Origin of the sequence: Lysobacter firmicutimachus (genome assembly GCF_037027445.1) — a bacterium.
In the GTDB taxonomy this organism is placed as follows: domain Bacteria; phylum Pseudomonadota; class Gammaproteobacteria; order Xanthomonadales; family Xanthomonadaceae; genus Lysobacter; species Lysobacter firmicutimachus.
The window spans coordinates 1-15,505 of record NZ_JBANDL010000002.1 but is presented as its reverse complement, the minus strand read 5'-3'; the positions used below and the strand labels follow the sequence as shown (position 1 = coordinate 15,505).

The following is a 15,505-nucleotide window of genomic DNA, read 5'->3' as shown; positions in this document are numbered from 1 at the left end:
CGAGCATCAGGCGAGTTCGAACTGGCCGATGGTCCCGTTGTAGCGCAGTTGGACACCGCCGCGAATCGGCGTGCAGCCGGCTACCCAGAGATTCAAGCGGTACAGATCCCGGTAGGCCAGCGCGTCTCGGGCTTGCGTGTCGGACAGGCCGACTTCGGTCAGGTACTGTGCCAGTTCGGCGTCGCTGCTGCTTTCATCGTTGGACAAGATCTCTTCGACCATCTGAAGCAACGTGGCCGGCAGGGCGGCGAGATCGTATCCTGACTGGGTTGGCACTGCGTCGTGCATGGTCGTTCTCCGTGGCTGGGAGGCCATGAACGCTTCATCGCGACGGAACATCAAGCGGATTCTCGTGTGATCTGCTGCTGGAATCGAGGCAGACACGAACGAGACAGCGAGCCGGGCAGGTGTCCAGCTCGCTGGGTGGGCTTACTCTTCTTCGTCGGCCTGCGGGCCGGTGTTGCCGGCGTCCGCTTGCGGCGCCTCGGTCGCGATGCGGTACACCCGCTCGCCCTGGCCTTCCTTGGTGTTGGTCACGGTGTAGCCCTTCTTCTTGACTGCGCCGGCGAGGAAGCCGCGCACCGAGTGCTGCTGCCAGTCGGTCTTGGCCATGATCTCGGCGATGGTGGCGCCATCCGGGCGCATCAGCATGCCGACGACCGTCGCCAGTTTGGTGTCCCCGCGCGCGGCGCGCTTCGGCTTAGCCGGTGCGGGTGCGGGTGCGGGCTCGGGCAGTGCATGGTCCGAACTCGGCTCGGTGCCTTCGCCCGCATCGGCCTCCGGCTCGGCGCCTGCATTCTCGCTGGCGATGTCCTCGCCAGCCGGCTCATTGGCGCCGATGGCCGCGTAGCCGGCAGCGGTAAGGCGGTAGCCGGCATCGTGCGCTTCGACCAGTTCGTTTCGCAGCAGGCCGCGCATGACGCTGGTCCGCGCGCCGCCCAGCAAGCTGGCAGGATAGCGCTCGATGCGGCCCTCGGTGTCGAGGGCCAGTTCGAGGACGCTGCGCTGGTTGGCGGACAGTTCGATGGTGCTCATGATGATGCTCCTTGGATGGGGTGATGCAATTCGTAGGCGCGGCGGGGACCTACCCATTCGCCGCTGGGGTCCAGCCCGCGACGAATCAGTTCGTCGCGAGCCAGTTGGTTGAGGTCGAGGGTTCCGCTGGCGGCGGCGACTAGAACCGAGCTGTGCACCGCCTTGAGGAACCTGAGTTCAGGGCTGCTCGGCAAGAACATCGGCGATGGTCTCGCGCATCTGGATCTCGCCGGAGACCAGCCCCAACAAGATGTCCCCGGGCAAGGTTTCCAAAAGCTGCTCGGCGCGGCGCTCGAGTTCGCGTCTGGCGGCGCCGTGCCAGTCCGCGTAGGCGGTCAGCTGCGCCAGCTTCGCGCGGTCAGCCCGCTTCATGCCGCGCAGGAAATGCTTGAGCTGTTCGGTCTGAACTTTCATCGCTGGCCTCCGTGGCCGTCGTTGGTGTGGCGACATGAACGCTTCACCCTGCGGAGAAGCCAAGCGGTTTTCGCGATAAAGAACGCGCGTTCTCCAGCGTGGACAGGTGTCGGACAGCTTCGTCGCGCACGTAAAGAAAAGCCCCGTTTCCGGGGGCGCTGGCGCAGCGTGCGGCTAGCCGATGCGGCGCTGGCGAATCGCCGCAGGGATGAGCACATCGCAGGCGAGGCGCTCCGTGTCGCGGGATGCGAGCAGTTCCACCTCGTGGATGTGCAGCGTCTCGATCGTTTCGGCCCGCCGGTCATCGGAGACATCGGCCGCCTCGCCCTGACCCAACCAGACACCGTGAATCATGGTGTGGTGCTCGGTCGGCAGCGGGGTCTCCTTGCCTCGCACGGCACGCATCGAGGCGGCGTAGCCGGCCAGATAGGCAGACCGTAGCGCCGCCCGGATACTCCAGACGGCAACGCTATGGAAATCCAGCTCGTCGCTGTGGCGAGTTTCGAGCGTGGATAGGCGGAAGTTCTGCGTCGCAATCTCGGTGAGCAATGCGTCGTCCATGTGCGGCCTCCTTGGCCATGCGTTGGGTGGACGCATGAACGCTTCATTCGCCCCACATAGCAAGCGCATTCTCGGGATAGAGAGCGCGCGTTCTCCAGCGTGTACAGGTGTCTGACAGGTTCGTTCGAAGGATGTCCGTTTCCTGTCTACGCCGCTACGGATTCGCTTGGCTTTGCCGCCGAATGAAGCGTTCATGTCGACGCCGCAACGGAGCGGCGAGTGCCAGGAACCTCAGCATGAAGATTGAAATTGCACAGACCCACCTGTTTCGCACCGCTCATGCGCTGCAAGAAGCATGCGCCAATCGCCTCGCGGACATGGCGGTGCAGATGGCCCCGCGCCTTGGCCCCGAGGAGCTGGAGGCGGCCAAAGCGTTGGCCACCGAGTCCCTGCGCCTGATCCAGGCGTTGTTCGAAGCCAACGATAGGGAGTTTGAACTCAACATCGATGTGAACATGACGGTCGAATACCTCAACGGCCTGGCCGACGCCTGAGCCAGACGAAGAGCGAAGTCCCCAGCGCCTGCCGGGCGCTGGGGCGTTCCCTCTTCAATTCTAGGCCGACGCTGTCCCTGTGCTGTCTGCCCTACCATGGACCGCGATATTCACTTGCGATTCCGCTCGAAGGAAGCGTTCATGCCCACGCCGCAACGTCGCGGCGAACTTGAGAGCGAAGCCATGTCGAACATGTCTTACTGCCGATTCCAGAACACGGCCATTGCTTTGAGCGTTTGCGAACACGTGCTGGAAGATTTGACGGATGGTGACCCCGAGAAGCTTAGCGATGACGAACTGAGCGCTGCGAAGCAATTGGTAGCCAGCTGCGTCAACATCGTCCAGCTATTGGCCGAGCGTGGCGAATTGGAATTTGAGCCGGACATGGACCTTGCACCGGTACTTGATGAACTGAACAACGCCGCTGGCTGACAGCACGAGAGCGTCAACCCCAGCGCCCGACCGGGCGCTGGGGTTTTCCCTCTTCTGCCGCGCGCCGCAAGCTGTCCGTCGCCTGTCTACCGGGACCTATTACCTCGCTTTCACGCTTGGAATCGCAGGGGATTGAAGCGTTCATGCGATCGCCGCGCTGGGCGGTGACCTAGGAACAGCAACAATGGATATCGAGCAAGATCTCTTCACTTTGCGTGCGTTGGGGAGCCAGATTCGATGGCTGCTGACCGCGCCGACGGATTTGGAGCCGGTCTGGGAGTACGGCACGTGCTCGGTGGATGGATGCGCCGCCTTGACCCGGTTCTTGGAGCCCTGGACGCGGATCGACCGGGCACGGCGTATCGACGGCATCGAACTGCACGCGCGGGTGGCCGTGGTGAACGAGGAAATGGGGCGGTGGAGTTTGCGCGTCCTCAGCGGCGCCAATCGCCTCAAGCAACGCCCCAAGCGCCGAAACGAAGCGGTCGCCGCCCTCCTGGCGGCCACGGCGCAGCAGATCGAGGACTACCTGGAATGCCGGTCGCCGCTGACGCCGCGCCAATGGGTCGAGAAGGCGCTCGTCTCGGTCGAACGGCTGCACGTGCTGCGATCCTGCGACGCCGATTTCCAGCACGCAATCAGCTTGGCGGTCGGTGGGCTGGAAGAGGCGCTGGGTCAGTTCCCAGAGTAGGTAACGGGCGCCCGGCGAAGCTGTCGGGCACCTGTCCGTCGTCATCGTGTTCCGCAAGTTCTGCTTGGCTTCCGCCGCAACTGAAGCGTTCATGCCGCTGCCGCAACGACGCGGTGTGAGAGGAGCGAACCATGAATCAGGAGATCTTCATTGCGGACGCTGAGCTGCGAAGCCTCAGCGACTATTTGGAACGGATACTGCGGTCCGGACACACATTCTCACAACCCGAATCGAGCTTGACCTTGTTCGCCTGCTACGGCTTGGCCTGCATCCTCGCCGAACGCACGGACACAGTTCGTACGCGCCGCCTCGACCCGACGAACATTGGACGGCTGGTGGCCGAGTGCCGTAGGGAACTGGCGCCGGTCGAGCGCGCCATCGATCAGACCGGCAGTTGGTCCGCGAAGCGCTGGGTTCCCAGTGAGATCTGCGCGGATGAGATGACGTTGCGCTGGTTGCACGATGAAATCGTGCGCTACATCGAAGCTCTGGAGCCAGAATTCGTAGGATTGCCGGTGCATCAACTCAATCGAGCGGTACAACAGGCTCGGTTGATGCAGGTGTGGGACGTGGCGGACGCCAAGTACCAGCCCAGCCTCCGCTCGGCCATTCGGCATCTGGAGCAAGCCATCACGGCCGCGATGTGCGCGCCGCGCAACTAATACCCTGAGAGCGCGCACCCCAATCCCTCAATGGGGGCTGGGGTGTTCCCTCTTCCATTCACCCCAATCTGCGCCGATGGCCGGCGGTCGCGGAGGCCCGAACCTGCGATTGACCGCCTGTGGGAATCAGCATTCGCGCCTACGGGCGCCATCGCGGCGTCTCGGACACCGCCGTCCGCAAAGCCATCGCCACCGGGCGCATCTCGGCGTTGCCGGACGGCACCATCGACGCCGCCTGCGCCGATGCCGAGTGGGACGCGAACACGACCAAGGCCGAGCTGGCTGAATCACGCGCGGCCCCCCGACCGGCGCGGGCGCGCGCAGCGGCCCGTGGCGAGGAGACCATTGCTGCACCGTCTGGCGCTCCCACCGGCAACAGCTACGCACAGGCGCGGACTGCCAACGAAGTCCTCAAGGCCCAGCACCACAAGCTGCGCATCGCGCAGCTGCGCGGCGAACTGATCGACCGGCAGCAGGCCATCGGCCAGGTCTTCGCCCTGGCTCGTGCCGAGCGCGACGCCTGGTTGAACTGGCCGGCGCGCATCAGTTCGATGCTGGCCGCCGAGCTCGGCATCGATCCTCATGCGATGCACGTGTCGCTGGAGCGCGAGGTGCGCCAGCACTTGGCCGAACTCGGCGACTTCGTCGCCCGCCTGGAGTGATCGTTGTACGACGGCTTCGATGAGGTCGCCCGCGCCTGGCGCGACGGGCTAGCGCCCGATCCGTTCTTGGACGTGTCGGACTGGGCGGACCAGGACCGGGTGCTGTCGAGCACCTCGTCGTCGGAGCCCGGGCGATGGCGCACCGCGCGCACGCCTTACCTGCGCGACATCATGAACGACCTGTCGCCGGCCTCGGCGATCGAGCGCGTCGTATTCATGAAGGGCGCGCAAGTCGGCGGCACGGAGTGCGGGAACAACTGGATCGGCTATGTGATCGCGTGCGCGCCGGGGCCGATGATGGCCGTGGCGCCCACGGTCGAGATGGCCAAGCGCAACTCCAAGCAGCGCGTCGATCCGCTGATCGAGGAATCGCCGTCGCTGCGGGAGCGCATCGCGCCCTCGCGCGCACGCGATTCGGGCAACACCATCCTCGCCAAGGAGTTCCGCGGCGGGGTTCTGGTCCTGACCGGCGCCAACAGCGCGGTCGGCCTGCGCTCGATGCCGGTCCGCTACCTGTTTCTGGACGAGGTGGACGGCTACCCGCGCGACGTGGAGGGCGAAGGCGACGCGGTGGCGCTGGCCGAAGCCCGCACCCGCACCTTCACCCGCCGCAAGATCCTGCTGGTGTCGACACCGACGATTGCCGGCGCCTCGACCATCGAGCGCGAGTACCTGGCCTCCGACCAGCGCCGGTACTTTGTCCCGTGTCCACACTGTGCGCACGAACAGTGGCTGCGGTTCGAACAATTGCGCTGGACCTGGGGCGACCCGCGGTCGGCCCGGTACATCTGCGAAACCTGCGAGCAGCCGATCGGCGAGCATCACAAGACCGCGATGTTGGCCGCCGGTCGATGGATCGCCACTGCGCCGCAGAACCGTGGCAAGACCGCGGGCTACCACTTGTCGTCGCTGTACTCGCCGGTCGGCTGGCGTAGCTGGGCGGACATCGCCGCCGCCTGGGAGGCCGCGCAGGGCTCGGCGACAGCGCTCAAGGCGTTCAAGAACACCGAGCTCGGCGAGACCTGGGAAGAGGAGGGCGAGGCCCCCGATTGGGAGCGTCTGCTGGAGCGCCGCGAGGACTACCGGGTCGGCACGGTGCCGGCCGGTGGCCTGTTGCTGGCCGGCGGCGCCGACGTGCAGAAGGACCGGATCGAGGTCTCGGTCTGGGCATTCGGCCGCGAGCGTGAGACCTGGCTGGTCGAGCACCGGGTGTTGATGGGCGACACGGCGCGCGCCGCGGTCTGGACCGAGCTGGCCGGGCTGCTGCGTGAGCAGTGGACCCATGCCTCCGGCGCCCTGCTGCCGCTGACCCGGCTCGGCTTGGACACCGGCTACGCGACGCAAGAGGCGTACGCCTTCGCCCGGGACGTCGCCGACCCGCGCCTGCTGCCAATGAAGGGCGTCGGCAGCGGCGCCGCGTTGATCGGCATCCCGACCGCGGTCGATGTCAGCGTACCGGGCAAGCGTCTGCGCCGCGGCCTGAAGCTGTTTGCCGTCGCGGGCGGGATCGCCAAGCTGGAGCTGTACAACGCCCTGCGGCTGTCGATCGAGATCGGCCCGGACGGGCAGCCGGTGTTTCCGGCCGGCTATGTCCATCTGCCCAAGGTCGATGGCGAGTTCCTCCAGCAGCTGACTGCCGAGCACCTGATCACCCGGCGCGACCGGCACGGCTATCCGCAGCGGGTGTGGGAAAAGCGCCGCGACCGCAACGAAGCCCTCGACTGCTACGTCATGGCGCGCGCCGGCGCGATGCAGACCGGCGTCGACCGCTTCGAAGAACGCCACTGGCGGGAGATGGAGCGGACGCTGGGCCTGGCCCCACCGACCGCATCGCCCGCTCCAACTGCGCTACCCATTCCCACGGCCGCCCCCTCGGGCGGCCTTTCTGCTTCTGGCCCGCGCCCACGGCGCCGGGTAATTTCGAGCCGTTTCATGCGATGAGCGATCTTCCGTATACCCACGAACAGTTGCAGGCCTTGCGCAACGCACTCGCGCGCGGCGAGCGCCGCGTCAGTTTCGGCGACCGTCTGGTCGAGTACCGCTCCGTCAACGAGCTACTGGCCGCGATTCGCGAGATCGAGGCCGCGCTCGCCGGCACCGAGGGCCGACCTCGCCGGGTACGCCGCTTGCTGACCACCACCGCCAAGGGCTTCTGATCATGGGCTGGTGGGGACGGCTGCGCGCCGCGATGTTCGGCGGAACGCCCATACACGAGGTCGCCGGCCACGGCCGGCGCTCGACGGCCTGGCAGCCCGGTAATCCCGGCGCCGTCGCAGTGCTGGTCGCGACCGGGGATGCGCTGCGGGTGCGCTCGCGCGATCTGGTGCGGCGCAATGCCTGGGCCAACGCCGCGGTGGAGGCGTTCGTCGCCAACGCGGTCGGCACCGGGATCAAGCCGCAGTCGCTGATCGCCGACACCGCCCAACGCGAAGCGCTGCACACGCTTTGGTGGGACTTCGTGGACGAAGCCGACGCGGCCGGCCTGACCGATCTGTACGGGTTGCAAGCGCTGGCCTGCCGCGCACTGGTGGAGGGGGGCGAGTGCCTGGTGCGCCTGCGCCCGCGCCGGCCAGAGGATGGGCTCGCGGTGCCGCTGCAACTGCAGGTGCTGGAGCCCGAGCACCTGCCGCTGCATCTGAACCGGGAGGAGCCGAACGGCAACGTCATTCGCGCCGGCATCGAGTTCGACCGGCTCGGCCGGCGGGTGGCGTACCACCTCTACCTGTCGCATCCGCAGGACGGCGCTATGGCGCCGATGACCCGCCAGGGCGGGATGGACACAGTGAGGATCCGCGCCTCCGAAATCCTGCACGTCTTCCGCCCCCTGCGTCCCGGACAGATCCGCGGGGAGCCGTGGCTGGCGCGCGCGCTGGTCAAGCTGAACGAGCTGGATCAGTACGACGATGCCGAGCTGGTTCGCAAGAAGACCGCGGCGATGTTCGCCGGCTTCATTACCCGCGGCGGCCCCGACGATCCGCTGCCGGGTGATGCCCCGGCGGACGAGCACGGCAACGCGCCGCTGGGGCTGGAACCAGGCAGCTTGCAGATCCTGGAGCCGGGAGAGAACGTCGCCTTCGCCCAGCCGGCCGACGTGGGCGCGAGTTACGAGGCGTTCCTGCGCTCGCAATTCCGCGCCGTCGCCGCGGCGATGGGCATCACCTATGAGCAGCTGACCGGCGACCTGACCGGGGTCAACTACTCGTCCATCCGCGCCGGGCTGCTGGAGTTCCGGCGCCGCTGCGAGCAGGTCCAGCACACGGTGCTGGTGTTCCAGCTGTGCCGGCCCGTCTGGAACGCGTTCGTGGACGCCGCCGTCCTGGCCGGCGCCGTCGAACTGCCCGGCTATCGCCGCCGCAAGCGCCAGTACCGCGCCTGCAAATGGGTGCCGCAGGGCTGGAACTGGGTGGACCCGGAGAAGGAGTTCAACGCGATGATTCTGGCGATCCGGGCGGGCCTGCTCTCGCGCGCGGAAGCCATCGCCAGTTCCGGCTACGACGCCGAGACCATCGATCGAGAGATTGCGGCTGACGCGGCGCGCGCCGACGACCTCGGCCTGGTGTTCGACACCGATCCGCGCCGCGTCGCCCGCAACGGCGCCTTCCAATCCGTGCCGGCCGAGCCGCCGCCTGAGACCGACCTTCCCGCATGACCGGACTGCCCTACCTGGCGGCGCGCGTGTTCAACACGCCGCTGCTGATCCAGCGCGCCAAGCTGGACGTAATCCTGAACGTACTCGCGCCCAAGTTCGAACTGCAGACGGGGCCGCCCCCGCAGTTGGGGCCGCCCCAGCCCGCGCCGTCGCGCGTTGGCGAGGCGCAAGGCATCGCGGTTCTGCCGATACACGGCACGCTGGTGCAACGGACCGGCGGACTGGACGCGATGTCCGGCCTGCTCAGCTACGAGAACATCGCGGCACGCCTGGACGCCGCGCTGGCGGATCGGTCTGTGCGCGGCATTGTGCTAGATGTCGATAGCGCCGGCGGCGAAGCCGCGGGCGTGTTCGACCTGGCCGACCGCATTCGCGCCGGCCGCGACCAAAAGCCGATCTGGGCAGTCGCCAACGATGCCGCGTTTTCGGCGGCGTATGCGTTGGCGAGCGCGGCCGAGCAGGTGTTCGTGTCCCGCACGGCCGGCATCGGCTCGATCGGCGTGATCGCGCTCCATGTCGACCAATCCCAGCGCGACGCCCATCAAGGTCTGAGCTACACCCCGATCCTGGCCGGTGCGCGCAAGAACGACGGCAACCCCCATGAGCCGCTGACGCCCGAAGCCCGAGCCTCGATCCAGGCCGAAGTGAACCGCCTGTACGAACTGTTCGTGCAGACGGTCGCTCATCACCGCGGCCTGCCCGCCGATGCCATCCGCCAGACCGAGGCCGGCTTGTTCTTCGGCCAGAACGCGATCGACGCGGGACTGGCCGACCGGCTCGGCACGCTCGGCGACGCCGTGCTGCAGATGCACACCGAACTGGACGCGGTCGCGCGTCCCTCTTCCTTGGAGTTCCCCACGATGTCCACCCCCGAATCGACGGCGCCTGCCGTCGACATTGACGCCGCGCGCGCGCAAGCGCACGGCGATGCCCTGGCGATCGCCGAGCTGTGCGCGCTCGCCGGGCGCCCCGACCTGACCGCGGAGTTCCTGGGCGAAGGCCTGAGTACCGTTGACGTGCGTCGGAAGCTGCTCGGTCTGCGCGCCGAGACGGCTGAGATCACCAGCCACCTGTCCCCGACTGCTGCGTCCGTGGCGGCCACAACGTCGCTGGACGACAACCCGCTGATCCACGCCGTCGAGGCACGGGCCGCGCGCTGTAAGAGGGAGCGCTGAGATGGGCATCACCGTCTACCCGCCGCAGTCAGAGCCCAACAACCTGGGCGACCTGCTCAAGTTCGAAGCCGACAACCTGTACTCGCGCGATCGCGTGACCGTGGCGGCGCAGCAAGCGTTGCAACTGGGTCATGTGGTCGGACGCATCACCGCGACCGGCGAAGTGGCGGCGCTCGACCCGGCCGCCACCGATGGCCGCGAGCAGGCGGTCGGCGTCGTGATTGTGCCGATCCTCACCGCCGACGCGCCGAGCCCGGACGGCCTGATCGTCGCGCGTCACGCGACCGTGGCCGACCACGCTCTGGTCTGGCCGAAAGCCATTACCCCCGAACAGCGCTCGGCTTGCCTCCAGCAACTGCGCGTTGCCGGCGTGCTCGTGCGTCAAGGAACCTGATCCATGTCGATGAACAACCCGTTCCACAACCCCGCGTTCTCGGTCAGCGCCCTGACCGCGGCAATCAATCTCCTGCCGAACCAGTACGGCCGGCTGGACGAGTTGAACCTGTTTCCGATCAAGCCGGTGCGCACGCGCCAGGTCACGATCGAGGAGCGCAACGGTGTGCTGTCGTTGCTGCAGACGCAACCGGTGGGTTCACCTGGCTCGGTGGGCAAGCGCGGCAAACGAACCCTGCGGGCGTTCAACGTGCCGCACATCCCCCACGACGACGTAGTGCTGCCGGAAGAGGTCGTCGGCGTTCGCGCATTCGGCACCGAGACCGATCTGGAAACAGTCGCAGGGGTTATGGCCGACCACCTGCAGACGATGCGCAACAAGCACGCCATTACCTTGGAGCATCTGCGCATGGGCGCGCTCAAGGGCGTGATCCTGGACGCCGATGGAAGTGAACTGGCGAACCTGTTCGAGATCTTCAAGATCACTCCGAAGACGTTCGATTTCCAACTGAGCAACAAGGAAACCGATGTTCGCAAGAAGTGTCTGGAGCTCAAGCGCTACATGAGCCAGTCGCTCCAGGGTGAACGGATGAGCGGTATTCACGTTCTGGTATCCAGCGAGTTCTTCGACGCGCTGACCAGCCATCCCAAGGTGGAAAAGGCCTACGAACGCTGGCAGGAAGGCGCTGCGATGCGAGACGACATGCGCGCCGATTTCCGACTGGCAGGCGTACGCTTCGAGGAGTACACCGGCGAAGCCAGCGGTCCGGACGGCGAGCCCCGCCGCTTCATCGCCGAAGGCGAGGGCCATGCTTTTCCGCTGGGTACCCTTGACACCTTCGCCACCTACGTCGCCCCAGCCGATTTCAACGAGACGGTCAACACCCTCGGCCAACTGCTCTACAGCAAGCAGGCGCCGCGCAAGTTCGACCGCGGCACCGACCTGCACACCCAGTCCAATCCGTTGCCCATGTGTCATCGACCCGCGCTGCTGCCGAAGCTGAAGGCGTAATGCCGTGGATGCCTTCTCGACGGCGGATGCCGTCGTGTTCGACGCGCTCGGCGTCGTCGCGCAGATTCAGCGCCGCCCTAACCCCTCGGTGTCGATCCGCCTTGTCGTGCGCGACGGCGTCGAGCGATTGGGGGAGTTCCAGCAGGTTGTCGGGCGGGCCCGCCACGTGCTGGCTCGCAATGCCGAGTGGGTGTTTCGCCGCGGCGACGAAGTGAGCCTGGACGGCCGGACCCAATCCGTCGAGGCCCTTGTCCGGGACGACGGTCGGGTCAATGAGGCCGTCCTGCATGGCTGAGCCGACGCCGACCTGGGTGCTGCTGGAGCGGATCGCTGCGCGCCTGGCCGATATCCGCACCGATGGCGGCTATCGGACCGACATCGGCACCGCTGTGGCTCTGGAGCCGGCCCAACATGCCGAACCCGACGTACCGGGACTCACCCTGGCCGCGCTGGGCGTGCACCGCGACACCCAGAAACCACATGGCCAGCATCGGCTGCTCCAGGCCATCGTCGAAGCGACCTTGCCGGCCCATCTCAACGACGCCCATGCCCGGGCCCATGCCATCGCCGCCGACGTCGAGGACGCGCTCGACGCCTGGATTCCGCTGCCCCAGGCCCTGCCGTTGCAGGTCGAGGACATCGTGTTCCTCGACCGGCCCGAAGGGCTGGCGGTGGTGGCCGTGCAGGTCACCCTGACCGTGCGGTACCGGCGCTGATGCGGATTTCCATCGACGCCGATGGCGCCCTGGAGGCCGCCCAGCGCCTCAGCGATCTGCCGGGCAAGGTGCTGGTCGCCCAGCGCCGCGCGCTCGGTACGCTCCGGCGCCGCTGGCCGGTCCTGGCGCGCCGCGACATCCAGACCGAATACGCGCTGTCGGCGACCCGGATACGCGACGGGCTGAGCGTGCGCATCACCCGGGACGGCATTGCGCTGGTGGGCCGGGTGCACGGCATCGGTCTGCTGAACTTCGCCGGGCGCGGGACACCGTCCGGTCTTCGGTACCGAATCTTCCGCAACCGGCCAGGCCACGAACCCCACGGCTTCGTCCGTGCGCGGCGCGGTCAGGGCATCGACAAGGCCTGGGAGCGCGAGCCCCTGATCGGCAGCGGCGGGTCGCGGCGGGTGCCGCGTTACCCGATCGAACCGCTGTTCGGCCCGTCGCTGGCCCAGATGCTGCGCAAGGGCGACCGCCCTGCGCGCATGGCCCAAGCCGGTCTCGACGTCATCACCGCCGATCTGGATCGGCAACTGCTGCGCTCGCTGCGCCGCTGAGTCTCGGCCGCCCATCGGCGGCCCCACACCTAATCTATAGGAGCACGCGACCCGATGGCCGCGCCGAACCTTTTTTCGTTCCAGGGCAAGGTCTACCTCGCCCAGCGCCAGTCCACCGGCAAGCCCGGTCCGCTGCGCTGGGTCGGCAACGCGCCCCAGCTGGAACTCGCGCTGGAAGTCCAAAACTCGGACAAGTTCGAATCGTTCAGCGGCAATCGCCTGCTGTACGGCCGCCTCGTCCAGTCGAAGACCGCCAACGTCAACCTGACCCTGGACGAGGCGACCCCGGAAAACCTGGCCGAGGGCCTGTACTCGATTCCGGCGACCCTGCCGGCGGGATCGGTCAACAACGAACTGCTGCCGCCAGGCCTAAAAGCCAACGACCTGGTCGCGCTGGACCGAGGCTGGGTGAGCGACGTCGCGATCACTGACAGCGCCAATCCGCCGGTCACGGTGCCAGCGGCGAATTGGTGGACGGAGTCGGCGTCCGGCGGTGTGATCGGCTTGCGCAAGGTCGACGGCCTGACCCAGCCGTTCAAGGCCAGTTACAAGCACGGCGAGACGGTCAACATCGCCCTGTTCAACACCCCGCCGCCGGAGCGGATGCTGATTCTGGACGGAATCAACACCGTCACCGGTCAGCGCGCCAAGGTGACGCTGTACCGCCTGACCTTCAATCCCATCGAGCAGCTGGCGCTGATCTCAGAGGAGTGGGGCAGCCTGCAGCTGTCGGGTGCGGCCCTGTTCGATGAGTCGCGCGCGCTGGACCCGGACCTGGGCGGCTTCGGCCGCATCGAACTGGCGAGGGTGTAATGGCGCGAAAAGTTCGACGCCCCCAGCCCGCTGCCGATGAACTGGTCGTGTTGCAACCGAATCGGACGCTACCGCTCGGCGATCGCACCGTCACCGTGCGCGAGATCGGCTTCTTCGAAAGCCTGAAGCTGCACGACGCCATCGCGGCGCTCGTCGCCGACCTCGTCGAGCAAACCGACGACAGCAGCATCGATCTGGGTCGCCTGCACCGGGTCTGCGCCCAACACCCCGCGGCCACCATCGCACTGCTCGCTCAGGCCTGCGACCAGCCGGCCGACTGGGTCCAAGCCCTCTCCGGCGCCCACGGCGACCTGCTGTTGCTGACGTTCTGGGCGGTCAACGCCGATTTTTTTCTGCAGCGCGTACTGGCGGCGCTGGAGCTGCGCCGCGCGGCGCCGACAGCGACTGGCCCAGCGTCCTCGCCACCCTGATCGCCCACGGCCACGACTGGCCGTGGATCGAGCGCGCGACCGCGCGCCAGCTCGCCATGTTCTACCGCGTCACGCTCCAGCGCGAACGCGCGCTGCGCGCCGACCGCATCGAAGACGTCAACGCCGGCTTCGCTGGCGGCAAGGACGTCACCGCTTTCGTAACCTCCCTTCGGGAACTCCCATGAAACTGATCGACAACTGGCGCCAAGCCTGGCGTTTCGTCAGCGTGCAGGCGATGACCTGCGCCATCGCTTTGCAGGGTGTCTGGCTGAATCTGCCCGAGGATTTGCGCACGCACGTGCCCGACCGGATCGCGGCCACCGTGACCGCGGGCATCCTCCTGCTCGGCCTGATCGGCCGGCTGTTTCAGCAGCGAGGGGCCGATGGCACGACTCTCCGCTGAGCAGGCCGGCGGCCAGAACGTCCTGGCCTTTCTGGACATGATCGCCCATGCCGAAGGCGTGGAGCGGTTCAGCGACCACCACGGCTACGACGTCATGGTCGGCGGCGGGCGCTTCACGTCCTATAGCGACCATCCACGAAAGATGGTGTGGCTGCCGAAGTATCGGATCAACTCCACCGCCGCGGGGCGCTATCAGTTCCTATGGAAGACTTGGAATAGCCTGCGTCTCCGGCTGAAGCTGCCGGACTTCGGTCCGGCGTCGCAGGACCGCGCCGCGATCGAACTGCTGCGCGAGACCGGCGCGCTGGCCGACATCAAGAAGGGCTGGATCAGCTCGGCCATCCGCAAGTCGCGCAAGACCTGGGCCTCGTTGCCGGACGCCGGCTACGGCCAGCGCGAACTGCCGCTGGAGACGTTGCTGGCGGTCTATCAGAAGGCCGGAGGCCAGCTCGCGTGATCGCCCGACTCCAAGCATGGGGCTCCGCGGTGCTAGCCGCGTTCGTCGCCGTCCTGGCAGCGTTCGGCTGGGGGCGCATCCAGGGCACGCGTCGGGCGCGCGAACACACCGAGCGGCGGGCGGCCGACGCCGAACGCCGTGCGGTGACCGCAGAACGCGAGCGTCGCGACTACGAAGTACGCACCGAGGTAGAGACCGATGTTCTTCAACTGCCGTCCGGCAGCCCGGCGCCGCTGGCGGTGGCTGTGCCTGATTCCGCTGCTGACCGCTTGTACGACGACTGGTCGCGTGACGGAGGTGACGACCGGCCGCGCCTGGACGCGGCCGATTCGGGTGTCCCGTCAGGATCAGCTGACGGATCTGACCGCTCGACAGATCCTGGCGCATAACGAAGCCGGCCGCCGTCTGTGCGGCTGGCAGCCGAACCCACCGGCGGACCCGACGCGCCCCTGAGTCATGGCCAATCGCGATACCACAATCACGCTGTTGCTCAAGGGCAATGCGGCGACGCTCAATGCTGCGCTTCAGCAGTCCAGCCGACAGGTGCGCGGGTTCGCCACCGAAGCCGAGCGAGCCGCAAGCCGCAGCCATCGGCAGTTCGACCACATCCGCGCCAGCGTCGCGTCGATCAGCACGCAACTGGCGCAAGCCAAGACCCAGCTCTTCGCATTTGTCGGGCTCCAGGGCGTGGGCGACGCGGTCGGCCGTCTGGTCCGAGCGGCCGACAGCTATGCCAATCTGTCGGCCAAGATCAAGCTGGCGACCACCTCGCAGGCCGGCTTTAATCAAGCCGAAGCGGCGGTCTTTGCGATCGCGCAGCGTACGTCGACCCAACTGGATTCGACTGCCACGCTGTTCGGGCGCCTGACCAGCGCATTGAAGGATCAGGGCGGCTCGCAGCGGGAAGGTCCTGGGACTGACCGAAACGATCAACAAGGCACTGGCCGT

The 15,505-nt window shown here is 67.2% G+C and carries 26 protein-coding genes; 21 read left to right on the top strand and 5 right to left on the bottom strand.

Annotated elements, in window-relative coordinates:
* Positions 1 to 6 precede the first annotated feature (6 nt).
* From V2J18_RS00140 to V2J18_RS00125, 4 genes are all read right to left on the bottom strand, one after another.
* Complete coding sequence (locus tag V2J18_RS00140) at positions 7 to 288, bottom strand: hypothetical protein (RefSeq protein ID WP_336130498.1); 282 nt, start codon at positions 286 to 288, stop codon at positions 7 to 9.
* Positions 289 to 429: 141 nt separating this feature from the next.
* Positions 430 to 1,035, bottom strand: a complete 606-nt coding sequence (locus V2J18_RS00135) for a DUF3489 domain-containing protein (protein WP_336130497.1) — start codon at positions 1,033 to 1,035, stop codon at positions 430 to 432.
* A 177-nt stretch (positions 1,036 to 1,212) separates the two neighbouring features.
* On the bottom strand, positions 1,213 to 1,449 hold the full coding sequence (locus V2J18_RS00130) for a hypothetical protein (RefSeq protein ID WP_336130496.1): 237 nt from the start codon (positions 1,447 to 1,449) through the stop codon (positions 1,213 to 1,215).
* Between the two features lie 174 nt (positions 1,450 to 1,623).
* Positions 1,624 to 2,010: a DUF6900 domain-containing protein gene (locus V2J18_RS00125; protein WP_336130495.1), complete on the bottom strand. Its 387-nt coding sequence runs from the start codon at positions 2,008 to 2,010 to the stop codon at positions 1,624 to 1,626.
* A gap of 236 nt (positions 2,011 to 2,246) precedes the next feature.
* Here V2J18_RS00125 and V2J18_RS00120 point away from each other — a divergent pair, with 236 nt between their 5' ends.
* The 19 genes from V2J18_RS00120 (at position 2,247) to V2J18_RS00030 (ending at position 14,557) form a co-directional block, all read left to right on the top strand.
* Entirely contained in the window at positions 2,247 to 2,504 is a 258-nt protein-coding gene (locus tag V2J18_RS00120; protein ID WP_336130493.1) for a hypothetical protein, read from the top strand.
* A gap of 141 nt (positions 2,505 to 2,645) precedes the next feature.
* On the top strand, positions 2,646 to 2,936 hold the full coding sequence (locus V2J18_RS00115) for a hypothetical protein (RefSeq protein ID WP_336130492.1): 291 nt from the start codon (positions 2,646 to 2,648) through the stop codon (positions 2,934 to 2,936).
* Between the two features lie 184 nt (positions 2,937 to 3,120).
* Positions 3,121 to 3,627 (top strand): hypothetical protein, encoded by a 507-nt coding sequence (locus V2J18_RS00110; protein WP_336130490.1) that lies wholly within the window; start codon positions 3,121 to 3,123, stop codon positions 3,625 to 3,627.
* 131 nt (positions 3,628 to 3,758) lie between these two features.
* Complete coding sequence (locus V2J18_RS00105; protein ID WP_336130489.1) at positions 3,759 to 4,289, top strand: hypothetical protein; 531 nt, start codon at positions 3,759 to 3,761, stop codon at positions 4,287 to 4,289.
* A 119-nt stretch (positions 4,290 to 4,408) separates the two neighbouring features.
* Entirely contained in the window at positions 4,409 to 4,951 is a 543-nt protein-coding gene (locus V2J18_RS00100) for an elements of external origin (RefSeq protein WP_336130488.1), read from the top strand.
* A gap of 3 nt (positions 4,952 to 4,954) precedes the next feature.
* Positions 4,955 to 6,892: a phage terminase large subunit family protein gene (locus tag V2J18_RS00095; RefSeq protein WP_336130487.1), complete on the top strand. Its 1,938-nt coding sequence runs from the start codon at positions 4,955 to 4,957 to the stop codon at positions 6,890 to 6,892.
* The gene (locus V2J18_RS00090; protein ID WP_336130486.1) at positions 6,889 to 7,107 is read left to right on the top strand and encodes a phage head-tail joining protein; all 219 of its coding nucleotides are present in this window, start codon (positions 6,889 to 6,891) and stop codon (positions 7,105 to 7,107) included. The genes V2J18_RS00095 and V2J18_RS00090 overlap by 4 nt, the downstream gene beginning before the upstream one ends.
* Positions 7,108 to 7,109: 2 nt before the next feature.
* A complete protein-coding gene (locus V2J18_RS00085) occupies positions 7,110 to 8,600 on the top strand; it encodes a phage portal protein (RefSeq protein ID WP_336130485.1) in 1,491 nt (496 codons plus the stop codon).
* On the top strand, positions 8,597 to 9,775 hold the full coding sequence (locus V2J18_RS00080; RefSeq protein WP_336130484.1) for a S49 family peptidase: 1,179 nt from the start codon (positions 8,597 to 8,599) through the stop codon (positions 9,773 to 9,775). The genes V2J18_RS00085 and V2J18_RS00080 overlap by 4 nt, the downstream gene beginning before the upstream one ends.
* A gap of 1 nt (position 9,776) precedes the next feature.
* The gene (locus V2J18_RS00075; RefSeq protein WP_336130483.1) at positions 9,777 to 10,169 is read left to right on the top strand and encodes a head decoration protein; all 393 of its coding nucleotides are present in this window, start codon (positions 9,777 to 9,779) and stop codon (positions 10,167 to 10,169) included.
* Between the two features lie 3 nt (positions 10,170 to 10,172).
* Positions 10,173 to 11,180: a major capsid protein gene (locus V2J18_RS00070; protein WP_336130482.1), complete on the top strand. Its 1,008-nt coding sequence runs from the start codon at positions 10,173 to 10,175 to the stop codon at positions 11,178 to 11,180.
* A 4-nt stretch (positions 11,181 to 11,184) separates the two neighbouring features.
* Positions 11,185 to 11,475, top strand: coding sequence for a head-tail joining protein (locus V2J18_RS00065; protein WP_336130481.1), 291 nt, complete (start codon positions 11,185 to 11,187; stop codon positions 11,473 to 11,475).
* Positions 11,468 to 11,896, top strand: coding sequence for a hypothetical protein (locus V2J18_RS00060; RefSeq protein ID WP_336130480.1), 429 nt, complete (start codon positions 11,468 to 11,470; stop codon positions 11,894 to 11,896). Before V2J18_RS00065 ends, V2J18_RS00060 begins: the two co-directional genes overlap by 8 nt.
* On the top strand, positions 11,896 to 12,453 hold the full coding sequence (locus V2J18_RS00055; RefSeq protein ID WP_336130479.1) for a hypothetical protein: 558 nt from the start codon (positions 11,896 to 11,898) through the stop codon (positions 12,451 to 12,453). Before V2J18_RS00060 ends, V2J18_RS00055 begins: the two co-directional genes overlap by 1 nt.
* A gap of 54 nt (positions 12,454 to 12,507) precedes the next feature.
* The gene (locus V2J18_RS00050; protein WP_336130478.1) at positions 12,508 to 13,266 is read left to right on the top strand and encodes a phage tail tube protein; all 759 of its coding nucleotides are present in this window, start codon (positions 12,508 to 12,510) and stop codon (positions 13,264 to 13,266) included.
* Positions 13,266 to 13,697 carry a DUF6631 family protein gene (locus V2J18_RS00045; RefSeq protein ID WP_336130477.1) on the top strand — a complete coding sequence of 144 codons (432 nt, stop codon included), beginning with the start codon at positions 13,266 to 13,268 and terminating at the stop codon, positions 13,695 to 13,697. The genes V2J18_RS00050 and V2J18_RS00045 overlap by 1 nt, the downstream gene beginning before the upstream one ends.
* Positions 13,698 to 13,753: 56 nt before the next feature.
* A complete protein-coding gene (locus tag V2J18_RS00040; RefSeq protein ID WP_336130476.1) occupies positions 13,754 to 13,882 on the top strand; it encodes a hypothetical protein in 129 nt (42 codons plus the stop codon).
* Positions 13,879 to 14,100 (top strand): DUF7940 domain-containing protein, encoded by a 222-nt coding sequence (locus V2J18_RS00035; RefSeq protein ID WP_336130475.1) that lies wholly within the window; start codon positions 13,879 to 13,881, stop codon positions 14,098 to 14,100. The genes V2J18_RS00040 and V2J18_RS00035 overlap by 4 nt, the downstream gene beginning before the upstream one ends.
* Complete coding sequence (locus tag V2J18_RS00030) at positions 14,081 to 14,557, top strand: glycoside hydrolase family 24 protein (protein WP_336130474.1); 477 nt, start codon at positions 14,081 to 14,083, stop codon at positions 14,555 to 14,557. Before V2J18_RS00035 ends, V2J18_RS00030 begins: the two co-directional genes overlap by 20 nt.
* Before the next feature lie 32 nt (positions 14,558 to 14,589).
* Here the strand turns inward: V2J18_RS00030 and V2J18_RS00025 are convergent, their stop codons facing one another.
* The gene (locus V2J18_RS00025) at positions 14,590 to 14,766 is read right to left on the bottom strand and encodes a hypothetical protein (RefSeq protein WP_336130473.1); all 177 of its coding nucleotides are present in this window, start codon (positions 14,764 to 14,766) and stop codon (positions 14,590 to 14,592) included.
* On the opposite strand from V2J18_RS00025, the gene V2J18_RS00020 reads away from it, so the two are divergent.
* Both V2J18_RS00020 and V2J18_RS00015 read left to right on the top strand, forming a co-directional pair.
* Complete coding sequence (locus V2J18_RS00020; RefSeq protein ID WP_336130472.1) at positions 14,756 to 15,010, top strand: hypothetical protein; 255 nt, start codon at positions 14,756 to 14,758, stop codon at positions 15,008 to 15,010. The two genes, V2J18_RS00025 and V2J18_RS00020, sit on opposite strands and share 11 nt — an antisense overlap.
* A gap of 3 nt (positions 15,011 to 15,013) precedes the next feature.
* Positions 15,014 to 15,505, top strand: a 492-nt coding sequence (locus V2J18_RS00015) for a tape measure protein (RefSeq protein WP_336130471.1), incomplete at its 3' end; no start/stop codon positions are given.